The organism is Metaplanococcus flavidus, from assembly GCF_042675885.1.
Classification (GTDB): domain Bacteria; phylum Bacillota; class Bacilli; order Bacillales_A; family Planococcaceae; genus Planococcus; species Planococcus flavidus.
In genome coordinates, this window is sequence record NZ_JBHTKI010000019.1 from 108,162 (window position 1) to 125,607 (window position 17,446).

15 protein-coding genes are annotated in these 17,446 nt (G+C 46.0%); 12 read left to right on the plus strand and 3 right to left on the minus strand.

The window, feature by feature from the left end; translation table 11 throughout:
* The first annotated feature begins 72 nt into the window (after window positions 1-72).
* The 6 genes from wrbA (at window position 73) to cydC (ending at window position 7,356) form a co-directional block, all read left to right on the plus strand.
* Window positions 73-690, plus strand: coding sequence for an NAD(P)H:quinone oxidoreductase (gene wrbA / locus ACFQ1X_RS12500; RefSeq protein WP_144839194.1), 618 nt, complete (start codon window positions 73-75; stop codon window positions 688-690).
* A gap of 145 nt (window positions 691-835) precedes the next feature.
* On the plus strand, window positions 836-1,561 hold the full coding sequence (locus ACFQ1X_RS12505; RefSeq protein ID WP_144839192.1) for a hypothetical protein: 726 nt from the start codon (window positions 836-838) through the stop codon (window positions 1,559-1,561).
* A 106-nt stretch (window positions 1,562-1,667) separates the two neighbouring features.
* Window positions 1,668-1,844: a hypothetical protein gene (locus ACFQ1X_RS12510; protein WP_379082791.1), complete on the plus strand. Its 177-nt coding sequence runs from the start codon at window positions 1,668-1,670 to the stop codon at window positions 1,842-1,844.
* A gap of 588 nt (window positions 1,845-2,432) precedes the next feature.
* Window positions 2,433-3,695, plus strand: a complete 1,263-nt coding sequence (gene ltrA, locus ACFQ1X_RS12515) for a group II intron reverse transcriptase/maturase (protein WP_144839190.1) — start codon at window positions 2,433-2,435, stop codon at window positions 3,693-3,695.
* 230 nt (window positions 3,696-3,925) lie between these two features.
* Window positions 3,926-5,653, plus strand: coding sequence for a thiol reductant ABC exporter subunit CydD (gene cydD / locus ACFQ1X_RS12520; protein WP_144839188.1), 1,728 nt, complete (start codon window positions 3,926-3,928; stop codon window positions 5,651-5,653).
* Window positions 5,650-7,356 carry a thiol reductant ABC exporter subunit CydC gene (gene cydC, locus ACFQ1X_RS12525; RefSeq protein WP_144839186.1) on the plus strand — a complete coding sequence of 569 codons (1,707 nt, stop codon included), beginning with the start codon at window positions 5,650-5,652 and terminating at the stop codon, window positions 7,354-7,356. Before cydD ends, cydC begins: the two co-directional genes overlap by 4 nt.
* A gap of 73 nt (window positions 7,357-7,429) precedes the next feature.
* Here cydC and ACFQ1X_RS12530 read toward each other — a convergent pair whose 3' ends face one another.
* A complete protein-coding gene (locus ACFQ1X_RS12530) occupies window positions 7,430-7,660 on the minus strand; it encodes a hypothetical protein (RefSeq protein WP_144839184.1) in 231 nt (76 codons plus the stop codon).
* Window positions 7,661-8,238: 578 nt separating this feature from the next.
* Here ACFQ1X_RS12530 and ACFQ1X_RS12535 point away from each other — a divergent pair.
* The 3 genes from ACFQ1X_RS12535 to ACFQ1X_RS12545 all read left to right on the plus strand — a co-directional run bounded on the left by ACFQ1X_RS12535 (window position 8,239) and on the right by ACFQ1X_RS12545 (window position 11,083).
* Window positions 8,239-9,261, plus strand: a complete 1,023-nt coding sequence (locus tag ACFQ1X_RS12535; RefSeq protein ID WP_144839182.1) for a fatty acid desaturase — start codon at window positions 8,239-8,241, stop codon at window positions 9,259-9,261.
* Between the two features lie 89 nt (window positions 9,262-9,350).
* Complete coding sequence (locus tag ACFQ1X_RS12540; protein WP_144839180.1) at window positions 9,351-10,487, plus strand: sensor histidine kinase; 1,137 nt, start codon at window positions 9,351-9,353, stop codon at window positions 10,485-10,487.
* Window positions 10,484-11,083 (plus strand): response regulator, encoded by a 600-nt coding sequence (locus ACFQ1X_RS12545; RefSeq protein WP_144839178.1) that lies wholly within the window; start codon window positions 10,484-10,486, stop codon window positions 11,081-11,083. Before ACFQ1X_RS12540 ends, ACFQ1X_RS12545 begins: the two co-directional genes overlap by 4 nt.
* A 123-nt stretch (window positions 11,084-11,206) precedes the next feature.
* On the opposite strand, the gene ACFQ1X_RS12550 is transcribed toward ACFQ1X_RS12545, so the two are convergent.
* Window positions 11,207-11,569 (minus strand): DUF2188 domain-containing protein, encoded by a 363-nt coding sequence (locus ACFQ1X_RS12550; protein ID WP_144839617.1) that lies wholly within the window; start codon window positions 11,567-11,569, stop codon window positions 11,207-11,209.
* A 109-nt stretch (window positions 11,570-11,678) separates the two neighbouring features.
* Here ACFQ1X_RS12550 and putP point away from each other — a divergent pair, with 109 nt between their 5' ends.
* On the plus strand, window positions 11,679-13,199 hold the full coding sequence (putP, locus tag ACFQ1X_RS12555; protein WP_144839176.1) for a sodium/proline symporter PutP: 1,521 nt from the start codon (window positions 11,679-11,681) through the stop codon (window positions 13,197-13,199).
* 186 nt (window positions 13,200-13,385) lie between these two features.
* Here putP and ACFQ1X_RS12560 read toward each other — a convergent pair whose 3' ends face one another.
* A complete protein-coding gene (locus ACFQ1X_RS12560) occupies window positions 13,386-14,936 on the minus strand; it encodes a BCCT family transporter (protein WP_144839174.1) in 1,551 nt (516 codons plus the stop codon).
* Window positions 14,937-15,127: 191 nt separating this feature from the next.
* Here ACFQ1X_RS12560 and ACFQ1X_RS12565 point away from each other — a divergent pair, with 191 nt between their 5' ends.
* On the plus strand, window positions 15,128-15,835 hold the full coding sequence (locus ACFQ1X_RS12565; protein ID WP_144839172.1) for a VOC family protein: 708 nt from the start codon (window positions 15,128-15,130) through the stop codon (window positions 15,833-15,835).
* A gap of 87 nt (window positions 15,836-15,922) precedes the next feature.
* Entirely contained in the window at window positions 15,923-17,194 is a 1,272-nt protein-coding gene (gene hflX, locus ACFQ1X_RS12570) for a GTPase HflX (RefSeq protein WP_144839170.1), read from the plus strand.
* Window positions 17,195-17,446: the final 252 nt, after the last annotated feature.

Here is a 17,446-nt window from a genome sequence, read left to right on the forward strand (position 1 = left end):
ATCTTGAATACAGGATATTTGGTTGTACTGTAACTGCCCTGGAAACATTATAAAAAAGGAGAGATGTGCAAAATGGCAAATGTAAAATTAGCGATTATTTATTACAGCTCGACGGGTACCAACTATCAGTTGGCCAGATGGGCTGAAGAAGCGGCTAAGGAAACGGGAGCGGAAGTGAAACTTGCAAAAGTGCAGGAAAACGCACCGGACGCAGCAATTGATTCGAATCCTGCCTGGCGTGAGCATTTGAATGCAACCACTGATGTGCCGACAGCAGAGGTTGATATGCTGGAGTGGGCGGATGCAATCATATTCAGTGTACCGACTCGTTTCGGCCACGTTTCTTCACAAGTCCAGCAATTCCTGGATACAACAGGCGGCTTGTGGGCACAAGGGAAACTGGCAAACAAAGTTGTGAGCGGAATGACCTCCGCACAAAATCCTCATGGCGGACAGGAAGCGACCATTCTTGGGCTCTATACCTCCATGTTCCATTGGGGAGCGATCATTGCGGCTCCTGGCTACGCAGATCCAGTTCTCTTTAAAGCCGGCGGGAATCCATACGGCACAAGTGTGTCAGTCGATCAGGATGGTAATATGGTGGAAGATGTGCAGGATGCAGTCATCTATCAGGCGAAACATACAGTAGAAGTGGCCCAGTGGATTAAAGATGGTAAGGGCCAGCAATAATATGACAGATAAAAGCAGATGAGACAATAGACTTCTCATCTGCTTTTTCTGTATGTTTAAAGATGCAATCAAAAAATATTAAGGGAAATTTGCAGTGAATCCATATAAAAGATTTGCTATTTAAATTACGGACGGAGTGATTCAGATGTTTTGGAACACGCTGCTTTATATTATAGGTTTTGTACTTATTCATCTTTTTTCAAAAAATATGAAGTTTCTTGATGTGGTACCACGCAGTCGGTTTTTATCTGGCGTCGGTGGCATATCGGTAGCATATGTATTTTTGCATCTTCTGCCTGAGTTGGGCCATTTTCAACAGGACCTGGAAGGGGAACTGGGTGAGAGTGCATGGGGGTTTATTGAAAGCCACATCTATTTGATGGCGATGATGGGACTTGCCATCTTTTATGGTTTGGAAGTGATGGTCAAAAAATCAAAGAAAAAGAGAGGCAGGAAACCCCAGGCTGGGGCAGGCGTTTTCTGGTTGCATATTGGGACATTTATTTTATACAATTCCCTGATCGGATATTTACTGGTCCATGATCAGTTTGAAAACAGGTGGGGAATGTTCTTTTATTTTGTTGCGATGGGGCTGCATTTTATTACTATTGATAAATCTTTGCGCAGCACTCATGAAAAGGATTATGACAAATACGGGCGATGGCTTTTGACTACGGCAATTATTATTGGCTGGCTGGTTGGGATTTTGACGGAAGTAAGAGAAGTAGTCGTCTCTTTCCTTGTAGCGTTATTAGCCGGAGGCGTAATCCTGAATGTCATGAAAGAAGAACTTCCCGAAGAACGGGAAAGCAGTTTTCTCTCTTTCGCGATAGGGATGTTGGCTTACTCTGTATTGTGGCTTTTGATATGAAATAAAAAATAATAGCATTTTCTGACTATTCGGAGTATAATCCAACTCATAGAAATAGGTATTACGATGCGAGTCTTTTAAACTATTATGCTGTGAGGTGGCTAAAATGGTGGAAGAAGAGGAAAAAGTCGTTTTCGTTTGCGAACTGTACAAATTACGCGATGAGTATCGGAAATGTCCGGACCTCTCTTTGCGCGTGCAGATTCAAGAAGATATCACATTGCTGCAAAAAGCCCTCACCACTTTGGAAAATGGAATGGACCCTTATCCCAATAGAACCTGAAACCCGCAAACTTTAAAAAGTATGCGGGTTTTCGTTGTGTGCCCGGCATGGGCGTAATCTATAGGGTGCAAGTCCCGAACTGTGAAGGCAGAAGTAACAGTCAGCCAAGCGCAAGGGTGTCCACGGCGACGTGGAATCTGAAGGAAGCGGGCGGCAAACCTCCGGTCTGAGGAACACGAACTTCATAGAAGGCTATGTGCGATTGGGTGAGTCTGCAACACAAGGCAAAGCCCTTTCTGCCGAAGGTCGCATGCAGTAAATGAAGCAGATAGGTGGAGGGAAAGATTGCGTTCTTACCCGGGGAGGTCTGATTGGCACGCCAAGTACCCTTGGTAACCTACCCAGTGATGGGTAGCTGAACAATCAGAAGTCAGCAGAAGCCATAGTACCATCTCGTCTCGAGACGAGTGGGAAGGGCTGAACAATTAAGAGAGAACAACATCTTGGCAGGCAGTTTCTGCGCTGAACACAGACAACCCGTTAGGGCTTACTTGTTTGGAGGACGTGGTGAATTCCACTGGGGACATCAAGAGGGTGGAGCAGAACTGGATAAAGAAGAACCGTTGTTCACGGAAAGAGGCATAACGAATGTTAATGGAACAGATTCTATCACGGGAAAATTTAATACGCGCCCTGAACCGTGTGGTTCGTAATAAAGGAAGCCATGGTGTCGATGAAATGCCCGTACAAAACCTGCGAGCGCACGTCATCGAACACTGGGACACCATGAAAATGGAACTTCTGTCGGGAACCTACCAGCCGCAGCCGGTCCGCAGGGTCGAAATCCCGAAACCTGACGGCGGCATGCGTCTGCTCGGCATCCCTACCGTGATTGATCGGTTCATTCAACAGGCGATTGCCCAAGTGTTGTCGTCTATCTATGACCCGACGTTTTCCGACCACAGTTATGGATTCCGTCCAAAACGGAGTGCCCATGGGGCGGTCAAGAAAGCGAAAGAGTTTATGATGGAAGGCAATCGTTGGGTGGTCGATATCGACTTAGAGAAATTCTTCGACCGGGTGAACCATGACAAGCTCATGGGGCAACTCACGAAACGAATCGAGGATAAGCGTCTGCTTCAGCTCATTCATAAGTATCTGAAAACCGGCATCATGATAAATGGGGTCGTGATGAACAGTGAAGAAGGCACTCCGCAAGGAGGTCCCCTCAGCCCACTTCTCTCGAATATTGTTCTGGATGAATTGGACAAGGAACTCGAGAAACGTGGTCACAAGTTTATCCGCTACGCCGATGACTGCAATATTTATGTGAAAACACCCAAAGCAGGAAATCGGGTCATGAAGTCGGTGACCTCTTTTATTGAAGGAAAGCTGAAGTTGAAAGTGAATGTGAATAAATCCGCAGTAGACCGACCGTGGAAACGGAAGTTCCTCGGTTTCAGTTTCACGTTCCATAAAGAACCCAAGGTGCGGATTGCCAAAGCGAGTATCAACCGGATGAAAGACAGAGTCCGAGAGATTACCTCACGAAAGAAACCGTACTCCATGGAAGTTCGAATCGAGAAGCTGAACCAATACTTGACGGGCTGGTGCGGTTATTTTGCGTTGGCAGATACCCCCAGCATATTCAAGAACCTTGAATCGTGGATTCGAAGAAGACTCCGCATGTGCATGTGGAAGGATTGGAAAAAGCCGAGCACAAAAGTGCGAAAGCTCACTGGACTAGGCATTCCGAAAGGAAAGGCGTACGAATGGGGCAATTCACGGAAGAGCTACTGGCGGATTTCAAAGAGTCCGGTATTGCATAGAGCCCTCGGCAACTCCTACTGGAGTTCCCAAGGGCTCAAAAGTCTGGTAGCACGTTATGAAACTTTGCGTTATGCATCTTAATTGAACCGCCGTATACCGAACGGTACGTACGGTGGTGTGAGAGGTCGGGAGTTAATCACTTCCTCCTACTCGATTGCAGAAAGGGATTATTTCCCGGGAAATAATCCCTTTCTTTTTGTGAACAAGGCTGTAACAATATCGCTGATTTTCTGCAGCGCTCAGACCCTCGGAACGGAATATGGAGCAATATCCTTTATAATAGGGTTATATGAATGGAGAGGGAGAACTGTATGAAGGACTTGAAACGGCTTGCATTTGAACAGAAAAAAGAAGTTGGCCTGCTGATTGCGATGTCTGTCCTGAAAGGGGCGGCGACAATCGGCCAGGCTGTATTTTTCGTTCTTACAGTGGATGGGGTCTTTATGAAGGATCGAAGTTTTGCAGAAATACTGCCGTTTCTCTATGCATTGTTATTCTCCATCATCATTCGGTCTCTCTCCAGTTACGTTATCGGACGAACAGGTGTCGAAATGGCTGCTGCTGTTAAACAACAGCTGCGAATGAAACTGATCCGTTCTTTTGCCGAAGACCCTTTACTGTCTTCTGCCGAAAGCCATTCCGGCCGGAAAGTCAGTTTGCTGATGGATGCCGTGGATGAGACTGACGGCTTTTTCAGTAAATACATCCCTCAATTGATTCAAAGTTATATTATTCCGCTGATGCTGCTGGTGGTGGTTTTTTCCCAAAACTGGACGACGGGTTTGATTATCCTGGTAACAGCACCATTCATCCCTGTTTTCATGGCCATCGTCGGCAAGCGGACAAAACAAAAAGCTGACGAAAAAATGGAGCAGCTCAACAGGTTTTCCGGAACTTTCCTGGATATTCTGCAAGGGCTGACGACATTACGTTTATATGGACGAGGCAATGAGCAGAAAGAAAAAATTGAAAAGAGCAGCAAAAATTTTCGGGATTCCACTGTTGACGTCTTGAAGTCGGCCTTTCTGTCTTCATTGACACTTGAGTATATTTCGATGTTGAGCATCGGGATCATCGCTCTGGAAGTCGGATTGCGGCTTGTTGTTTTTGATAATATCAGTTTCTTCAGTGCCTTCTTTATCATGATCCTGGTACCGGATTTCTTTACGATGCTGAAAGATTTCGGCAGTGCCTTCCACACGGCGCGCGGCAGCGTATCAGCCTCGCAGCTCCTGAATGATGAGCTTTCGAAAGACCGGAAGCCCGTAGTGTGGGGAGATCTTGATTTGAAAGAAGGACAGGTTCCGCATATCAGGCTCCAAAGGATCAGTTTTTCTTATAACAGCGAATTCGGATTGAACAATATTGACCTGGAACTGGAGCCTTACAGTCAAGTTGCCATCATCGGAAAGAGTGGTTCGGGTAAAACGACAATGATGCATATTATTGCCGGGTTATTGCCGGTAATGGAGGGTGAAATTCTGGTTGACGGAAGAAGTCGGAGCGACCTTAGTGAAGACTCCTGGTTCTCGCAGCTCAGCTATATTTCCCAATCTCCTTATCTGTTTGCCGGTACAATCAAAGAAAACATCGCCATTGGCACCAATAGAGAAGCAAACCAGGAAGAGATTGCTGCAGCGGCGGAAAAGGCCGGAATTTCAGAACTGATCCATTCACTGCCGGAAGGATATGACACAATGGTCGGCGAAGGCGGGCGCGGTTTATCCGGGGGCGAAAAGCAGCGAATTGCTCTTGCCAGGGCTTTTTTGAAAAAGCCTGCCATTATCCTGTTTGATGAACCGACGACCGGTCTTGATCTGCAGACAGAAATGGTCCTGCAGCAGTCGCTGGCAGAGCTCTCACGTTACGCAACAGTAATAACAGTGGCACACAGATTGCACACGATCCGGTCTTCTGACAAAATCATTTATCTTGAGAATGGCCATTTGGCTGCTTCCGGAACACATGAAGAGCTGGCCTCAAGCTTCGAGCCATATCGGGATCTGCTGCCGCTTCAACAGGGAGGTGCATTGCGTTGAAAGAATTAACCCAGATACTGCTATTAACCTTGCGGGAAAAACGGGATGTGGCATTGGCAATTGTTTTTGGGGTGCTTGCAGGTTTTGCAAGTGTCGCGTTATTGGCTTCCAGCGGCTATTTGATTTCCAAAGCGGCTTTGACTGGACAAATGACGGTGCTGATCGTTATTGGTGCATGCCTGAAACTATTCGGATTGAGTTCAGCAATCAGCCGCTACTCAGAAAGGCTGTTTTCGCATAGAGCGACTTTCACGATGCTTGGCAATCTGAGGGTTTCATTTTTTGAAAGACTCGCTCCTCTTGCTCCGGAACTTTACGGGAAATACCGCAGCGGAGATCTGCTGGCCAGAATTATCGGGGATGTGGAGAGCTTACAGAACTTTCTGCTGCGTGTCTTCTATCCGCCCGTTGTTTTATTGATGGTTTTTTCCGGCACTATTCTTTTTACCCTCTATTTTTCAATCTATACAGCAATTCTTCTGGCTATTGGATACCTTCTCACTGCTGTGATGGTTCCGGCTTACTTCGCCTGGAGAAAAAGTCGGAAAGATTGGAAGATAAGGGAGAGCCGCGGGGTTTTATCTGCAGAAGCAGCTGAGTTCCTTTTCGGTTTCCGCGACTTGAAAATTTACCAGCAGCTGAACGGTAAGGAACAGCAATTGGTAAAAATGGTCGATTCTTATCAGGATGAACAGAAGAATGAAGGGAAAGAAGAAGTGTACAGCCAGTCGACCAATGGTTTCCTCGCACTTCTGGTCTCATTGGCGGTTCTTGCAGCTGGTGCCTATTCCACTGCTGCCGGTGAATTGGATGGCTTGTTCCTGGCGATGCTCGTAATGGTTTCTTTGGGCGTTTTTGAGAATATTTCTCCAATGGCAGCGTTTCCGGCACATTTTGAAGAAAGCCGCAAAGCGGCCGTCCGGCTCGAATCCATCGTAGATGAAACACCCCGTATAAAAGGAGAGGCAGAGTTGCCGGTGGGACCGCTGACCATTTCCGCGGAAAATCTGCATTATATTTTTCCAGGGGAACAGCGGCCGGCTTTGGAAGACATCACTGTTGATTTTCCGGTGGGCAGCAAAACGGCGATTGTCGGACCAAGCGGTTCTGGAAAATCCACTCTTTTAGCGGTGCTGATGGATATACTGCCGGCTAAAGGAGGTCATGTTCTTTTCAATGGAAGGAAATCAGAAGAATTTTCTCAGGAAAGCATTTGGCAAAGGCTCAATGTGGTGCTCCAGGAAAACCATTTCTTCTATGGTACAATCCGCAGTAATCTGCAATTGGCCGATCCGCAGGCTGATGACAAAGAGATGAATGCGGCTCTGGAAGCAGTGGAGTTAAGCGATTTTTCTCTTCAAATGGAAGTTGAAGAAAAAGGGCAAAACCTTTCCGGAGGACAAAGGCAGCGTCTTGCAATCGCAAGAGCGATTTTGAAACGGAGTCCATTGTGGATGCTTGATGAACCCGTTTCATCTGTTGACTCAGCTACAGGCAAGGTTATTTATGAGCGGTTGTTTAAAAATAATCCGGACAGCTCCTTCATCATCGTAAGCCATGACTTGAGCGGACTCGAGGGGATGGATCAAATAATCGTCCTGGAAAACGGCAAGCTGATTGAGAGTGGTTCTTACGCTGAATTGATGAAACGGCAAGGGTATTTTTATGGATTGAAAGAAATCGAGCAACAGATTATGGCATAAAGCAATGAAAAAACCGCCGAGAATTTCTCGGCGGTGTGAGTGTTTGATGGCAAAGCTTATGTAGCTTTGCTTTTTATTTTGCTAAAAAGTCCTGCTCTTTTTTCGCGTCTTCCAATCTCATCTGTTCCAGTTCCAGCCGCAGTTTCTGCGTTTCAATAACATAATTTTCATGCTTAAGCTTTTCAAGTTCAACTTCGCTTTCAATCATCTTATGCTTCAGCTTGGTTTGGGTTTCCAGATGGGATGTGATGATCGCTGCTAACGGGATGGAAAAAATCATTACAATTGCAACCAGATAAATCATGGATTCCACCTCTTTTAATGGGACATCTTAAATGCATTAATGTTACTTTACCCTGCTTGCTGAAAAAGGAAACTATACAAGTCGAACAAAAGAGAAAGCATAAATATGCCGCTTCGTCGCTTTGGACATGGCAAAGGTTATGCTCCTGCGCACTGCTCGTCGCAAAGGTGCGCCATCTACGTTTGGCGACCTTAGCTCCCGCAATAAGCCGAGAAGAACACTCGTCTTATTGCTTCGTCGGCATTCGCCTGCTCCTGAGCCGCGCCGTTGCTGGGTGATAAACTCTGGCGTAGAGAGTCTCTAAGATATGGAGCAAAACAGCGAAGAGTTGACCGAAGCCTGCGAGGGCAACTCTTTGCGACGAAGCAGCGCAGCGATGCAGGAGCACGGGTTTAGGCAAGCGAGCTGTCTTGCGGAATATCGATTATTAGCTCAACCCGTATTGCCTGTTTCGACAAATACATGACAAGTGTCATGTATGAATCCGTGCGTTTATGACTTATTTAACCTTGCCATTTTTATTATTATTAGGTTAATAAGTTAAACGGACGCAAAATGTCCGAACTAGGAGGATGATTATGAGTAAAGAAAAAACAGCACAACTCCGTAAATTCGTGAAACCCTTTGAACAGGCCGATGTAAAAGCAAGTGTCAAACAAATGGTTAACACTATACCGCCATTCTTCCTGTTTTGGTTCCTTGCGTATCTGGCATTGGATGTTTCAATCTGGTTGACCATTGCGGCATCAATCGTTGCAGCAGGATTTGTCATTAGAACATTTATCATTTTCCATGATTGCACACACGGTTCCTTCTTTAAGAACAAAAAAGCGAATGCCGTTGTCGGAACAATTACCGGGATAATTACTTTATTCGCGTTTGAAAAATGGAAACGCGAGCATACAATTCACCATGCATCAAGCGGAAACCTTGATAAGCGTGGAGTTGGCGACATCTGGGTCATGACAATCGATGAATATGTAGAAGCTTCGAAATGGGAACGTTTCAAATACCGCATGTACCGCAACCCGCTGGTCATGTTCGGATTTGGTCCTTTGTTCCTCGTATTGATTTCAAGCCGTTTCAACCGTAAAGACGCCCGTAAAAAAGAGCGCAATAACACGTACTTGATCAACTTCTCGTTAGTGGTCATCTACTCACTTCTTATTTGGACAATCGGCTGGCAGGCATTCGTGATTGTGCAAGGTACGACGATGTTCGTTGCCGGCGCATTCGGCATTTGGCTTTTCTATGTCCAACATACATTTGAAGATTCGTACTTTGAAGATGAAAGTGAATGGGATTATGTGAAGGCAGCTATAGAAGGAAGCTCTTATTACCAGCTTCCGAAAGTTCTTCAATGGGTTACAGGAAACATCGGTTTCCACCATGTGCATCACTTGAGCCCGCGGGTTCCGAATTATAATTTGGAAAAAGCACACGAATCAACACCGCCTCTTCATCAGGCAACGACGATCAATATCAAATCAAGCCTTAAATCTTTGCGCTATAAAGTCTATGATGCAAATAATAAAACCTTTGTAACTTTTGGTGACATCAAGCATCTTCTGCAAGATTCCAAGAAGACAGCTGAAAATTAACTTGAAAAGCCATTCCCTCAGCGGAATGGTTTTTTCTTTGGTCCCGAATTTGGTATCATGAATAATAACAGCAACAGGAGGATGAGCTTATGCAAAGCTGGTATCAATTATTTCCGAAAAATCCCTGGCTCAGCCTATATGCCTGGGTAATCTTTTGTATTTTGCCTTTCTTCTTCATTTTCCGGTCGTCATCTCCGATTGAAATTACCGTCGGCATTGTCCTTTTGGGGTTATTCTTTTTGGCGTACCGTTTGTCAGTCAACTCAAGAAGCGGCTTTGTTTACGTATGGGTAAGCCTTGAAATGACGGTCAATATCGTATTGACCTATCTTTTCGGATATGTGTATCTTGCGATTTTCGTGGCTTTTTTTATTGGCAATATACGCAACAAAGTCGGTTTTTTTATCATTTATGGCATCCACATCGGAACGACCATCGCAACAGTAGCGTTCGGTATCGCCTTGCACAGCAATCTCTTTATGTCCCAGTTGCCATTTGTCGTGTTGACGATTCTGGGCGTTATCCTGCTGCCTTTCAATACTTATAACCGCAATAAACGCGAAAAGCTCGAAGGCCAATTGGAAGACGCGAATAAACGGATTTCACAATTGGTTATTATAGAAGAAAGAGAACGGATTGCACGGGATCTTCATGATACGCTCGGCCAAAAACTCTCGTTGATGGGCTTGAAAAGTGATCTGGCGAGTAAATTGATTTACCGGGATCCGGAAGCTGCGCTGAATGAAATCAATGACGTCAGACAGACTGCGCGCACTGCTTTGAAAGAAGTCCGTGAATTGGTGTCGGATATGCGGGGCACCAAGCTGGAAGATGAACTGCTAAGGGTACAGCAGATTTTAAAAGCGGGAGAAATCGATTTTGTCCTGTATGGCAGTCCGAAACTGAAAAATACGCCTTTGCTGGTGGAGAATGTACTCAGCATGTGTTTGAAAGAAGCGGTCAATAATGTCGTTAAGCACAGCCAGGCGACCAGATGCACAATTCTAATTAAACAGACGCCTCAGGAAGTATTGGTGCAAGTGCAGGACGATGGAGTCGGCTTGCCGGAAACTGGCGTATTTATGCAAGGAAATGGCCTGGCAGGAATGCGGGAGCGTCTCGAATTCATCAACGGCTCTGCCGATATTAAAGGTGCGGAAGGGATGACTTTGAACATTCGGGTACCTAACGTGATTCTTTATAATTCCAAGGGGGAGATGGCATGATTCGAATCGTATTGGCGGAAGACCAACGCATGATGCTCGGAGCATTGGGGTCGTTGCTCAACCTTGAAGAGGATATGGAGGTAGTTGGAATGGCTGCAAACGGCCAGGAGGCTGTGGATCTTGTCGCAGATCTGAATCCCGATATATGCATCATGGATATTGAAATGCCATTAAAAAGTGGGTTGGATGCTGCCGAACACTTGAAAGAACATCCTTGTAAAGTTATTATCCTGACAACATTCGCACGTTCAGGCTACTTTGAGCGGGCAAGGAAAGCCGGTGTCAGTGGTTATCTGTTGAAAGACAGCCCAAGTGAGGATCTCGCCACTTCAATTCGCAGCATCATGGACGGGCGCCGCATTTACGCTCCCGAACTCGTTGATCTTGCGTATGAGGGGGACAATCCGTTGACTGAACGGGAAAAACAAGTAATGGAATTAATTGCACAGGGACGCAGCACCAATGAAATCGCAAGCGAATTATTCATTACGTCCGGTACCGTACGGAATTACATCTCCACTATTCTTGATAAGCTGGAAGTCGGCAACCGGATTGAAGCCATCTCCCGTTTCAAAGAAAAAGGCTGGTTCAAGTAAATGATTCTTTCTGAATAATCCAAGTAAAAACCGACGAAGAAAATGCTGATTCTTCGTCGGTTTTTTTGTGCCATTTTGAAATCCAGCAATGCTTTTTAATCCTCATGACAGGTTCATCAAGGCTCATTCATATAATTTTTCTTCGAGTTTTCCGTCTTCCGTGTAGATGTGGAGCTCGCCGTTATTTTTATTGACGTAACGTTTGGCGTCACCCATCAGTTCTTCTTTGGTTTCTTCAATCAGAATCGCTTTCTTGCTGTCTTTTTTCTTCAGCTGCCAGCCTTCATCATGGGACCGGATTTCATAAACAGGCTGTGTTTCATCACCGTGGACACTGGATTTGGCGCGGTCGAGCGCAATCGGAATTGCCCGTCCTTCTTCGTAGCCGTCACGCAATAAAGCATTGGCAATTTCAATAGCTTTGTTTCGGACGTCAGCGTTTAAATTCTTGAATGAATCCGGATAATCATCTTTATTCCATGGCACCATAATCGCCTCCTTGCCTCTAATTTCCCCATTTTAATAGGAAGTAAAACAAAAAATTACTGGTATTAAAGACTCAGGATGTTACAATAGAAACGAAGGGGGAGATAAGATGTCAGATTTAACTTATCAAATCATAGCGCTAATTATTTACCTCATCGCTATGTTGTTCATCGGATGGTATGCTTATCGCAAAACCGTCAATTTATCAGATTACATGCTCGGAGGACGTGGTCTCGGACCTTCCGTAGCTGCACTCAGTGCAGGAGCATCCGACATGTCGGGCTGGTTGTTAATGGGACTTCCTGGTGCCATTTACGTCAGTGGTCTAGTGGAAGTTTGGATAGCGGTCGGATTGACGATCGGTGCCTATTTAAACTGGTATTTCGTGGCGCCGCGTTTGCGCGTCTATTCACTCGTAACGAAAGACTCGATTACAATCCCGAGTTTTCTGGAAAATCGCTTGAGAGATTCTTCACGATTATTAAGAATTGTTTCAGGTATTATAATTCTAATTTTCTTCACGTTCTACGTGTCTTCGGGGATGGTCGCAGGTGGTGTATTCTTCGAAAGTTCATTTGGAATGAGCTATCAGGTTGGTCTGCTGGTCGTAGCCGGAGTAGTTGTAGCATATACTCTATTCGGCGGATTCCTTGCAGTCAGCTATACTGACTTTGTACAAGGTGTTATGATGTTCCTTGCCTTGATCGCAGTTCCTACTTTAGGGATTTTCGCGACTGGCGGATTCGGTGAAACTGCGGAAAGCATCCGTGCTGTAGATCCGACATTGCTTAACTTTACAACCGGTGCTTCAGCCATCGGTGTCATATCTGCTTTAGCCTGGGGCCTTGGTTACTTTGGCCAGCCTCATATCATTGTCCGTTTTATGGCAATCAAAACTTTGGGTGAAGTACGTCAGGCACGCCGCATCGGTATAGGCTGGATGATCATAAGCCTGCTTGGTGCCACTGCAACTGCTTTGGTAGGTATCGCCTATTTCCAGCAGAATCCGACTGCAACATTGACGGATCCCGAGGCAGTGTTTATCGCACTCGGTCAAATCCTGTTCCACCCGCTTATTGCCGGACTTATGTTAGCAGCAGTATTGGCTGCCATCATGAGCACGATTTCATCTCAATTGCTCGTGAGTTCATCCGCATTGGTGGAAGATTTATATAAGATTGCATTTAAAAAGAAAATTTCAGATACGATTGTTGTGAATCTTGGCCGTGCCGGCGTGTTGCTGGTTGCGATTGTAGCTGCTTTCCTTGCATGGGAAAGAAATGCGACAATTCTTGACTTGGTTGCCTATGCCTGGGCAGGCTTCGGTGCTGCATTTGGCCCGCTGATTCTCTTGTCATTATTCTGGCGCAAATTCACTAGCATGGGCGCATTGGCCGGTATGATCGTTGGTGCCGCTACTGTCATCATCTGGGACTTGGCTGGAACTGCTGAAGGAGATGATGGTGCAACTGCAACTACCAACTTCATTGGCAGCGTCTACGAAATCATTCCAGGATTCATTCTGTGTTTATTGGTTGCATGGTTGGTAAGTCTTATTACATACAAACCGAATGCAGAAATTGAAACAGAATTTGATGAAACTGTACGTTTGATTAAAGAAGATAAATAAGTATAGAAAAGCGACAGCACCCGTTAAGCTCTGGGAGGCATAAGACAGATCAGCAGAGTGGCGTTTTTCGCCACGGCAGTTGGGTTGGCTTATGACCCGAAGAGCTGGGTCGCTGGAGTCTGGACAATAAAGAAAAAAGCTCAACCCTTCCGTTAGGAAAGGGTTGAGCTTTTTGTTTTGGTCTTTCTATTTCCGCTGATCCTTGCGGGCTTCGCGTTCCAATTTTTTAAACTGGCGCACATCCGATTTGCGTACTGGCGGCGTTTCATTGCGAATGAGTTTTATGAATGACCAGACCATCAGCAGCAGCAGCACAGTAAACGGCAGTGCAGAGATTAAGGATGCAGTCTGCAGCGCTTCGAGGCCACCTGAGAAAAGCAGTACAGCAGCGATTGAAGACATCAGTACTCCCCAGATCACTTTAAAGGCTGTCGGTGGATTCAGACTGCCGAAACTTGTCATACTCGCCAGAATGTAAGTGGCGGAGTCAGCAGAAGTTACCAGGAATGTAAAGATCAATAGGATGGCGGCTACTGACATAATAGTTGTAAGTGGCAGCACATCGAAAGTCTGGAACAATGCCGAAGTCAGATCGTTATCGACCGCTTCTGCGATTCCAGCTCCATTATTCAAATCGTAATACAACGCAGTTCCGCCAAATACGGCGATCCAGACACAGGCGATTGCCGGTGGAATGACGAGAACTCCGAGAACAAATTCGCGGATTGTGCGGCCGCGGGAAACACGGGCTACAAAAGCGCCGACAAATGGCGACCAGGCAATTGCCCAAGCCCAGTAGAAGATGGTCCAGCCGCGGACCCATTCGCCGTCCGCGTAAGGTTCCATCCGGAGACTGTATTGCACGAAGTTTGTAATGTAGTCACCTAAAGCGAGAGTGAAGGTTTCCATGATAAAGACGGTTGGTCCGGCAAAGAATACGAATACCATCAGAACCAAAGCAATGCCCAGGTTTAAATTACTTAAATAAGCGATTCCTTTATGTAATCCGGTGGATGACGATAAAGTATAAGCGGCAAACATGACTCCGATGATTGTCAATTGGATGGTGAACGAATTTTCAATACCGAAAACTGCGTTCAAACCGCCATTCATCTGCAGTACGCCAAGACCGAGGGAGGTAGCAATCCCCATGACGGTGGCAATAACAGCAAGTGAATCAATGGAATGCTTGATCAGTGGCTTGGTACCGACCACCGGCGCCAGTGCAGTTGAAACAAGTCCGGATTTTTTTTTCCGGAATTGCAGGAATCCGATAACGAGTCCGACTATCGCGAATACGGACCATTGGCTGACGCCCCAATGAAAGAATGAGTAGCCCATCGCAATGCGGGCAGCTTCCGTAGTTTGTGCTTCATTGCCAAAAGGGGTGGTGAAGAAATGGCTCATCGGCTCAGCTACGCCCCAAAATACGAGGCCAGCGCCGAAACCGGCTGAAAACAGCATGCCGATCCAGGTGAAGAATGGGAATTCCGGACGGTCTGTATCTGCTCCAAGGCGGATATTACCGTATTTACTGATGGATATAAGGATGAGGAAAAGGGTAATGATGAATACCGCGAGCAAGTAGAACCAACCAAAATTATCGGTTGTAAAACTGAATAAGGTATCTGATACTGATTTGAATTGTTCGTTTACAAACGCTCCAAGCATTACAAGCAGCAGAATCACTGCTGTTGAAACGATGAAGACGGGATTTGTCCATAACTTTTTGTCCATGTCGACCTCCTGATTTTTTTTGAAGATATTTTTCTATATACCCCAGCCTATCGAAAATAACGCATGAAAACCACCCATATGGGAAAAAGGAAAGAATTTAGAGGGGATTTTATAGAAGGAAGTGAGCTTGGGAAGTTTCAAAAGTTCTTGTTACATCCCTTGAAATTTAAATAAATAAAGGAAGTGAATCGATGAAATTTGATCATGTTGTACATTTTACGGACAGCACTCCGGAAGATACGGTAAGTTTCTGGAAACAGCAAACTCTGCACGCCGTAGTCGGGGGACGCCATGAAAAATGGGGCACCCGCAATGCCTTATTTTATGGCAGGGACAGTTACATCGAATGGCTGGCAATCGAAAACAGGGAAATTGCTGAACGAGCCGACCATCCATTAACGAAGTTGCTGCTCCATAATGGGTCCGGATTTGGCACGCTCTGCTTCAGGACCACTTCTATTGAAGAGTTGAACAGGCGCTTAATCGGCTCCGGCTTTCAAACGAGCGGCATTCTGGACGGCAGCCGCCTGACTGCTGAAGGCAAACTGCTCGAATGGAAAATGCTGTTCATCAACGAGGAACCATCAGCCCGGTTGCCGAATCCATTTTTCATCCAGTGGAATGAAACCGATACAGAACGCTATGAAGGACTTAAGGCGACAGGGGCAATTACGGAAACCCAACAGGAAATTGCAGTATCACGTTGTGTTTTTGGTGTGGAAGATGTGGAAGAAATGAGTGACAGATGGAAAGTGCTCCTGGGTGGAAGTTTGCAATTGCCCAATTGCCTGATCGAGTTCCGTAAGCTGGAAGGACATAAGGAGCGGCTGGAGGAAGTTCATTTCGAAAACGGCACAAAACGGCTGGCATTTGAAAAAGGTGTTTATTTCCTGCCGTAGCCCGAATTTAAGAAAAGGCTGCAGCTGTGATAAAATAGAGGGATTAGAAGCAGTTTTTATAAACGGGCTGCAAAGGAGAATGTGCATATGGAAACATTGATTGAAAAAGCGGTACTTGTCGGCGTGCAACTGCAGAAAGATATGCATTTCGACTATGAAATGGCTGAACTTAGAAATCTTGCTGAAGCCTGCAACGTTGAAGTGCTTGGTGAAATTACACAAAATCTGGACCGCATCAATCCTTCCCATTACGTTGGGAAAGGGAAAGTGGATGAGCTCAAAGCATTTTATGAAGAAACAGATGCGAACCTGATTATATTCAATGACGAATTATCGCCCTCGCAAATACGGAATCTCGAGGAAGATCTGGAATGCAAAGTTATTGACCGGACGATGCTGATTCTCGATATCTTCTCCCGCCGCGCCAAAACGCGTGAAGCACAGGTGCAAGTGGAATTGGCGCAATTGCAATATATGATGCCTCGGCTTATCGGACTTCGCGCTTCACTTGGGCGCCAGGGCGGGAGCAGCAGTGGCGGAGTAGCGAACCGGGGTGCCGGGGAAACGAAGCTCGAACTCGACCGCCGGAAAATTGAAGACCAGATTGCCAAGCTTCATAAAGAACTCGAACACATCAAAGACCAGCGGGTGACCCAGCGCAAGCAGCGCCTGAAAAAAGGCATGCCGGTGGTGTCCCTCGTCGGTTACACAAATGCCGGCAAATCGACTGTCATGAACGAACTGCTCAAAAAGACGGGACAGCAGGAAGAAAAACAGGTCTTCGAAAAAGATATGCTTTTCGCTACTTTGGAAACATCCGTCCGCCAAATCTTATTGGATGACAATAAAAGCTTCCTCCTTACCGATACGGTAGGGTTTGTCAGCAAACTTCCGCATCATCTTGTGCGGGCATTCCGCTCAACGCTTGAAGAAGCCCGCAATGCGGACCTGCTCCTGCACGTCGTCGATGTCTCCCACGAAGAACATCGCCATATGATGGATGTCACGAACCGGACGCTGTACGAAGTGGGAGTGGAAAATATCCCAACTCTTTACGTTTACAATAAATCTGACCTTGCCGATATTCCACATCCTAAAACCAATGGCGATGGCCTCTGGATTTCAGCGAAAAATGACAAAGGGCTTGATGAACTGCTGGCAATGATCAAGCAGCGCATTTTTGCCGATTACGTGACTTGCCGGTTGGTCATTCCATTCAACCGCGGCGATATCGTCGCTTATCTGAACGACACAGCCACTATCCGCGAGACGGAATACGAAGAAGAAGGCACGTCGCTCCGAGTTGAACTGAGCCGCGCCGATTACGACCGTTACGAGGAATTTATCGTCGGTAAATAACAGCAAGATGACAGGCTTCCCCGGAAGCCTGTTTTTTTATGGACGTGGAGCTATTTCTGAAAATACGCCCAACTTTGCCTGGAATACGCCCAACTTCAATCGAAATACGCCCAACTCACAAAAAGGCGCGACCGGAATTTTTCCGGTTAGACTAACATAATTAAGCGAGACAATATAAAACACCTTCGTGATGGTACACTTTACAAAAGTACTTTAATCGGAGGTGTTTTTGCGTGGGCAAAAACGTATATT

Excerpts from the sequence above, each read along its gene's own strand:
- wrbA (WP_144839194.1), top strand. The coding sequence starts at position 73 with ATGGCAAATGTAAAATTAGCGATTATTTATTACAGCTCGACGGGTACC.
- ACFQ1X_RS12505 (WP_144839192.1), top strand. The coding sequence starts at position 836 with ATGTTTTGGAACACGCTGCTTTATATTATAGGTTTTGTACTTATTCAT.
- ACFQ1X_RS12510 (WP_379082791.1), top strand. The coding sequence starts at position 1,668 with ATGGTGGAAGAAGAGGAAAAAGTCGTTTTCGTTTGCGAACTGTACAAA.
- ltrA (WP_144839190.1), top strand. The coding sequence starts at position 2,433 with ATGTTAATGGAACAGATTCTATCACGGGAAAATTTAATACGCGCCCTG.
- cydD (WP_144839188.1), top strand. The coding sequence starts at position 3,926 with ATGAAGGACTTGAAACGGCTTGCATTTGAACAGAAAAAAGAAGTTGGC.
- ACFQ1X_RS12530 (WP_144839184.1), bottom strand. The coding sequence starts at position 7,660 with ATGATTTATCTGGTTGCAATTGTAATGATTTTTTCCATCCCGTTAGCA.
- ACFQ1X_RS12535 (WP_144839182.1), top strand. The coding sequence starts at position 8,239 with ATGAGTAAAGAAAAAACAGCACAACTCCGTAAATTCGTGAAACCCTTT.
- ACFQ1X_RS12540 (WP_144839180.1), top strand. The coding sequence starts at position 9,351 with ATGCAAAGCTGGTATCAATTATTTCCGAAAAATCCCTGGCTCAGCCTA.
- ACFQ1X_RS12545 (WP_144839178.1), top strand. The coding sequence starts at position 10,484 with ATGATTCGAATCGTATTGGCGGAAGACCAACGCATGATGCTCGGAGCA.
- putP (WP_144839176.1), top strand. The coding sequence starts at position 11,679 with ATGTCAGATTTAACTTATCAAATCATAGCGCTAATTATTTACCTCATC.
- ACFQ1X_RS12560 (WP_144839174.1), bottom strand. The coding sequence starts at position 14,936 with ATGGACAAAAAGTTATGGACAAATCCCGTCTTCATCGTTTCAACAGCA.
- ACFQ1X_RS12565 (WP_144839172.1), top strand. The coding sequence starts at position 15,128 with ATGAAATTTGATCATGTTGTACATTTTACGGACAGCACTCCGGAAGAT.
- hflX (WP_144839170.1), top strand. The coding sequence starts at position 15,923 with ATGGAAACATTGATTGAAAAAGCGGTACTTGTCGGCGTGCAACTGCAG.